Origin of the sequence: uncultured Chryseobacterium sp., from assembly GCF_913776365.1 — a bacterium.
Lineage (GTDB): Bacteria > Bacteroidota > Bacteroidia > Flavobacteriales > Weeksellaceae > Chryseobacterium.
The window spans coordinates 1-6,378 of record NZ_CAJYMO010000265.1 but is presented as its reverse complement, the minus strand read 5'-3'; the positions used below and the strand labels follow the sequence as shown (position 1 = coordinate 6,378).

Here is a 6,378-nt window from a genome sequence, read left to right as displayed (position 1 = left end):
CCCGGCATCTGAATTATATTGAAAACGAGGATCTGGATGCGAAGCCGGAGAATTATGAGCTCTCTCCCATCTATGCGCGACAGTCCTATAATAAGGTCGTCAAAGAAAATGAATACCTCCAGAAAATTATGGTATTTCTGACGAATCCTTAAACTGCTTTTAAACAACCGGCGGCCTCATACAGATGCCGCCGGAAATACAGGAACGATCGTGATAAATCACCAAGCATTGACCAAAAAAGTAAATTCCGCTTGAGCGGCCTACCATTCTCCTACCACAAATTTACCATTTCATAAATTGGCGTACATGAGACACAACCTTATAACATTCTATTAAACAGCAAACTAAGCCATAAATGTAATTTTGTGAATCAGAAATTAAAATTGTATTCGATCCATAAGGCATGGTATTTGTAATTAGTATAAGTACGTAAAATACATCACCTAACTGACTTATAATAACTTTAATACACACAAAATATTATGAACGTTGCAGATCTAAAAATCAAAAATTTAGTAGAATACAAAAATCAGATCTATAACATCACTGAGATTTTTCAGGATGACGAGAGAGGTTATTTTGTGAAGATTGAAAATGACATCCACAGCTTTTCTGTTCCGGCAGGATCTATCAAGCCGATACAGATCACAGAAGAATGGCTGGAAAAATTCGGTTTTTCAAGAACGTACAGTTCTGAACAACGTATCCGTTACGAGAGACCTGAAGCATTTATCAAGTATGACATTGACCTTAACTCAAGAAAAATTGTTGACGGGCTGAAGATTTACGGTAACTCAATCAGATGCAAGTATATCCATGAGTTCCAGAATATCTTTTCCTGCCTGTTCGGTAAAGAACCGGCTCCCGCAGCGTATGGCCTGATGACCGCAGAATAATGTATTTTGCTTTATTTAAAATAAGAGCCACAGCAATATGCTGTGGTTTTATCTTTTATATCAGGTACAGGATTCCTGTGAATTATATTTGTGCCGGCTTAGACATACGATCATGGTAAAACAAGTCAAGGCATTTACTTTGTTCGTATGAGATCATCATCATCAGATGTACAGGTACCCATTCATTGGCTTACAATTTCAGATAATCCTTGATAATTTTCAGTACTCCGAAATTGTCATTGCTGCAGGCCTCATAGCTGGCCGCCTCTTTCACAGACGGATGGGCATTTTTCATTGCATAGGAATATTTTGAGTTTCTCAGCATTTCAATATCATTCATATAATCACCGAAAGCCATGGTCTGGTAGGGTGAAATATCCAGTGCTTCCTGAAGCTTCTCAAGCGCATTACCTTTGTTGATATCCTTGTTCATGATATCAAGCCAGTTATGTCCGGAAATAACGATCTCCAGGTTATATTTTTCAAATTCCTTCAGTACAGGATATACCTGTTTTTCGGAACCGTCCGGATGGTATACGGCTATTTTAAAGATACTGTCATCAATATCTTCCGTCAGGTCTTCCCTGATCTCATTGTCCGTATAGAACTGCGATATGTAATTGAGGAAATCCTGATTTTCAGTATCAACATAAGCTTTCTTTTTACCGGAAAGAACAGGGGTGGCACCCCGGATACCCCGGATTGCATTGATGATTTCTGCAATATAGGTAGGTTCCAGACGGTCTGCAAAGAGTTCTTTGTTTTTGTAGATTACATAGCCCCCGTTTTCTGCAATGAAAGCCATTTCACTTTCCGTATCACCGAAATATTTGGTGATTCCGGGCATTTGCCTTCCGCTGGCAGGAACAAACAGGATATTTCTTTTTTTAAGTTCTTCATATATTTCCGGAAACTCCGGGCTTACTTCGTGCAGGGAGTTCAGGAAAGTTCCGTCCATATCGGTTACGATCATTCTAATATCATCCATAAAAATGTTTTTCAGCAGTTCATTGCGGAGCAAAGATATTGTATTAAATTGTAATGGCCTCTTCGCCCGTTGCCGTATAGTGCAAAATACCGGCCGACTCTGTGGTATTGCCTCTCTGTATACGGGTGTACGATAAAATTACCCGTCTCAAACGGCCCTGAGTTTATTCTTTCCTCCCAAAGCAGGATGTATTGGTGCAGGAAAAAATGAAACACCTGTCCGGTTAATCTGATGCAGCATCGCGACGGCTGCATCTTTATCAGAAGCAATTGTCCGTCAGATGGTGAGTCCATGAATATTTTTCACCTGGGCCATCACAAAGGTACTGTGGGTACTGCCGATGGAAGGTACCGCACCCAGGACATTGAATACGAAGTCCTGATATTGTTTCATGTCTTTTACGTAAACTTTCAGCAGAAAATCAAAATCGCCGGAAATGCTGTAACATTCGGCCACTTCTTCAATTTTCATTATTTCGCGTTCAAATTCTATGGCGAGGTCACTGTCATTGCTTTTAAGTTTTAACTGGCAGTATACGGTAATTCCCAGATTCAGCTTTTCGGGATCCAGTACCGCGGTATATTTTTTTATATAGCCTTCCTGCTCCAGGCGTTTCACCCTTTCAAAAACAGGTGACGGAGAGAGATTGACTTCCTTAGCAAGCTCTTTCACGGTAAGTTTCGCGTCTTTCTGCAGCAGTTTCAGCAGCTGCAGGTCTTTATTATCCAGTTGATCCATCGAAAATTATTCTTCAGAAAGTTCTGAGAGACCAAAGGTAAAGAATTTTATTCTGTAAAAACAATACCTGAAAGTTTAATTTTCCAAATTTACGGAAAACGATTACTGTTTTATTCTTAATAAGTATATTTACAACAAGACACCGCTGAGTGAAGATTCCGGTGAATGGTACCGATTAAAATAAGGGAATATTTTATGTTGAGAATGCTTCCTGTACAGGGAGGCGTTCTCTTTTCATCCGGTCTTTCCTTTGTAAGACATATCCGTAAATTAATTAGTGAAGCAGTTGTACTTTGTGTGCAGCTGCTTTTTTAGATTTCACCGGCGTGCATTTCCCTATGGAGTGTTAAGCCGGATCCGTTAAAAATCCCGGACTGTCAGAAATTGGATTGCTGCACTGCTATACTGAAACCTTATTACTTACGAAGTAACGGATTCCATTCAACGCCGCTGATGTCCTTCTGATCATACCTTCATTAGTAAAGGAAAGTAAGCTAACCGCAGAACATATTTCAGGCTGCCCCTTAAAACAACCCCCGCTGCCCTAGCCCGGACCACAGCGGTTACCCCACAGCAGACAAGGGGAAGCCCGGACTCAGCCCGGGGAAGCAGCGGCGCGAGGAGTATGAGCGGCGGGCCGGAAACAGCTCCTGAAAAACCAGTAACAGGAAAAAATCTGAAAATATTTACCGACCTGTCAAAAAAATTCCCGCTGGCGTTAAACAACTCACTATCAAGACCAACACCGGCGCCGGATCCCCGTTTTTTCTCTTCTTTAAAGCGCAGCATCCGGAATTTCTTTCCTGATTTATGTTACGGGATGTAACAAAACCCCACGGCTGCCTGTCTTATAGACAAAACTAAGTTGTTAATGAAAACTATTTTGATTCCAATTGCCCTTTTAGCCGGCATCCTGACCTTCTCACAAACCAAAACCGACAGCACGGCTTCCAAGGAAAAAGCCATTGAAGGGGTAACGGTTACCGTGAAGAAACCTACGGTAGAATCCAAGGTGGACAGAACGGTATTTAATGTGGCCAACAGCTCTATTCTTGCCGGAAACACCACATGGGACGTACTCAGGATGACTCCGCTCCTGAGTATTGATAATAATGATGCCATCAAGGCGGAAGGTGAATCGGTAACGGTATACATCAACGACCGGAAGTCCGTTTTTACAGGGAAAGAACTGAAAGAATACCTGAAAACCATTCCGGCAGACAACCTGATGAAAATTGAGGTGATCACCAGCCCGTCCTCAAGGTATGAAGCCGCCGGTTCGGTCATCAATATCGTCCTGAAAAAGAGGGATGATGAAGGCCTGAAGGGAAGCGCTACCCTCAACAACCGCCAGAATACCAAAAACTCACAATATGCGAACGTAAACCTGAATTACCATAAGAAGAGCTTTACCCAGACACTGATCGGCGGATACGGCGACAACACCAATGTTCAGAAGAATTCAAGCATCAGTACGGCCTACATCGACAATTCCGTCCAGCAGATCGACTCAAGGAGCATCAGCCGCTCGAAGAGCCCTTCGGTATCGTCCACTTCGGAGATGGAACTGAACGGAAAGAACACCCTGGGCCTGATCCTGGAATATTACCAGAGCGATTACCGGAACGAATCTGAGGCCTCCAGCTTCAAGACCGGACCTTCGACGCCAGCGGTTGCCTACCTTCAGAATCAGAATGCCTCGGGCCTGAACCGCAATTTCGGAACGAATGTATTTTATAAATATTACGATAAGGAAAAGAACAGGATCCTGGATGTGAACCTGGGATCCAATTACTATGGAGAAAACGAGAATAATTTTTTCCTGAAAAACATCACCGATCAGACAGGGTCATCCGTCAATACCACCGGCGTGCTCACGGACACGGAAAACCGCAATTATTACCTGAAGATCGATTACACCCAGCCGCTTGGCCAATCAGGGGCTACTTTTGAAGCCGGGGGGAAAATCAATTTCAATAACAATGTCATCCCCAACACCATTTACGGGAATAATCTTGACGACCTCAGCCACCATGATATCTTTCATTACGAGGACAATCTCAGTGCCCTGTACGCGAATTACAGCCGGACGTTTTTCAAAAAACTGGAAACACGGGTAGGACTGCGGTACGAATACATCGATTTCAGGATCCGCCAGGAAGTCTCAGGAAGGTCGAGAAGAGACTCTTACGGAGCACTGCTGCCCAACCTTCTGGTAAAGTATTCCTTTTCCGACCGCTATGACCTGAGCCTCACGTATAACCGCAACCTCTGGAGGCCATGGTATTCAGAATTCAATCCTTTCATGATCCCGAACAACGACGGTTTCTACAGCCGCGGAAATATGGACCTGGAGCCGAATCCAAGCGACCGCATCTCCATGAAGCTGGGCATCCTGAAAAAATATTTCCTTTCCGCCCGGTACCTGTATACCGATCAGGATTACTGGACGAATAACATTTATACCACCATTAAAGCCGAAAACGGCCAGGTACGGAACACCATTATCACAGAAGAATCCAACTTCAGCGGAAAGGTGCATAAATATTACCTCTTTGCCAATACCAACCAGACTTTCTTCAAAAACAAATTTACGGTCAACCTGGGCCTGGGCTGGTATTTCATCAACAATACCGATTTCAACACCCGCAACGGGCTGTCGCCTGAGACCAACCATATCAATTACCTGAGCGTATCCGGAAATTTTTCCTACACCAATCTGTTTAATAAAAACATCAACCTGAATGCCTGGGTAGAGGTTTCCAACCAGAATAACGGAAATTCCTACACCAACAAGCCCAATGTCTTCCATAATATTTCGGCGACCAAGATTTTTCCGAAGACCCAGATGGAAGTCAGCCTTCAGCTGATGAATATTTTCCAGCGCCCGAATTACGATGCCACCACCTACAGTGCGACCGGAATGATCCGGAGATCTTCCCAATGGGACTGGTACGGCGCTTCGCTCTCATTCGTGAAACGTTTCGGAAACCAGAAGGTAAAAGCCAATATCAAGACCGATGTTGAGAAAGACGGCGGCGGTGGAAAATAAACGGTCCGGCAACGCAGTGCCGGTAGCTGCTGCATCCGAAATGGAATTATTACAGAAAAAGCTTAAATAAATCAGGAATTCATCATGTATGGCATGGAAATTACAATAGTTACAGGAAAATACCTAAGTGATGACCCGTAATAATCTTACCATTAAAAATCTTATAAAAAAATACCTGACCCAGAGCATCAGACTTCAGTTTAATATGGATATCGATCTTAAAGGCGAATATACGTTTACCCAGAATATTGTTTCGAAGAAAACCATTATTGCCGCTACCTTTTCAGAAAAGATCCTGTCAAAACCCGGCCTCAAGCTGTTCCTGATGTCGCTGATTACAGAAATCAATAATGAACGCTGCAGCATGGAATTCATCCTGGACCGGGTGAAATCACTGCAAAACTTCTCTCCCGGCAATATCAGACTTGCATAATAAAAAAATCCCGGCACTCTTTTATGGCCGGGATTTTTTTAAATGTATTTGGCAACCTTTTCTTCAAGGTCATCCAGATTGAACGGCTTGGCCACATAATCATCCGCCTGTGCCTGCCTTGCCAATGCTACGATATCGTTATTGGCAGTTACATAAATAACCGGGATCTTTCTGAATTCTTCATGACTTTTCAGAAGTCTGGTGGCTTCCACGCCTCCTATCTTAGGGATCCAGTTATCCATGAGGATCACATCGGGCCTGTAATCGGCCA

General features: G+C 43.2%; 6 protein-coding genes. 3 read left to right on the top strand and 3 right to left on the bottom strand.

All coding sequences use genetic code 11. The annotated features are described in order from the left end of the window. The first annotated feature begins 482 nt into the window (after positions 1-482). The gene (locus QZ735_RS13670; RefSeq protein ID WP_294249425.1) at positions 483-896 is read left to right on the top strand and encodes a hypothetical protein; all 414 of its coding nucleotides are present in this window, start codon (positions 483-485) and stop codon (positions 894-896) included. A gap of 190 nt (positions 897-1,086) precedes the next feature. Here the strand turns inward: QZ735_RS13670 and QZ735_RS13665 are convergent, their stop codons facing one another. Together QZ735_RS13665 and QZ735_RS13660 are read right to left on the bottom strand one after the other, a co-directional pair. Beyond that, positions 1,087-1,884 (bottom strand): Cof-type HAD-IIB family hydrolase, encoded by a 798-nt coding sequence (locus QZ735_RS13665; RefSeq protein WP_294249423.1) that lies wholly within the window; start codon positions 1,882-1,884, stop codon positions 1,087-1,089. Positions 1,885-2,160: 276 nt separating this feature from the next. After that, positions 2,161-2,622, bottom strand: a complete 462-nt coding sequence (locus QZ735_RS13660; protein WP_294249420.1) for an Lrp/AsnC family transcriptional regulator — start codon at positions 2,620-2,622, stop codon at positions 2,161-2,163. An 871-nt stretch (positions 2,623-3,493) separates the two neighbouring features. Here QZ735_RS13660 and QZ735_RS13655 point away from each other — a divergent pair. Together QZ735_RS13655 and QZ735_RS13650 are read left to right on the top strand one after the other, a co-directional pair. Further along, positions 3,494-5,674, top strand: a complete 2,181-nt coding sequence (locus QZ735_RS13655; protein WP_294249418.1) for an outer membrane beta-barrel family protein — start codon at positions 3,494-3,496, stop codon at positions 5,672-5,674. A gap of 130 nt (positions 5,675-5,804) precedes the next feature. Then, the gene (locus QZ735_RS13650; RefSeq protein WP_294249416.1) at positions 5,805-6,107 is read left to right on the top strand and encodes a hypothetical protein; all 303 of its coding nucleotides are present in this window, start codon (positions 5,805-5,807) and stop codon (positions 6,105-6,107) included. A gap of 38 nt (positions 6,108-6,145) precedes the next feature. Here the strand turns inward: QZ735_RS13650 and QZ735_RS13645 are convergent. Continuing rightward, positions 6,146-6,378 (bottom strand): response regulator (locus QZ735_RS13645; RefSeq protein ID WP_294249414.1); only part of this gene is annotated, 233 nt, incomplete at its 5' end.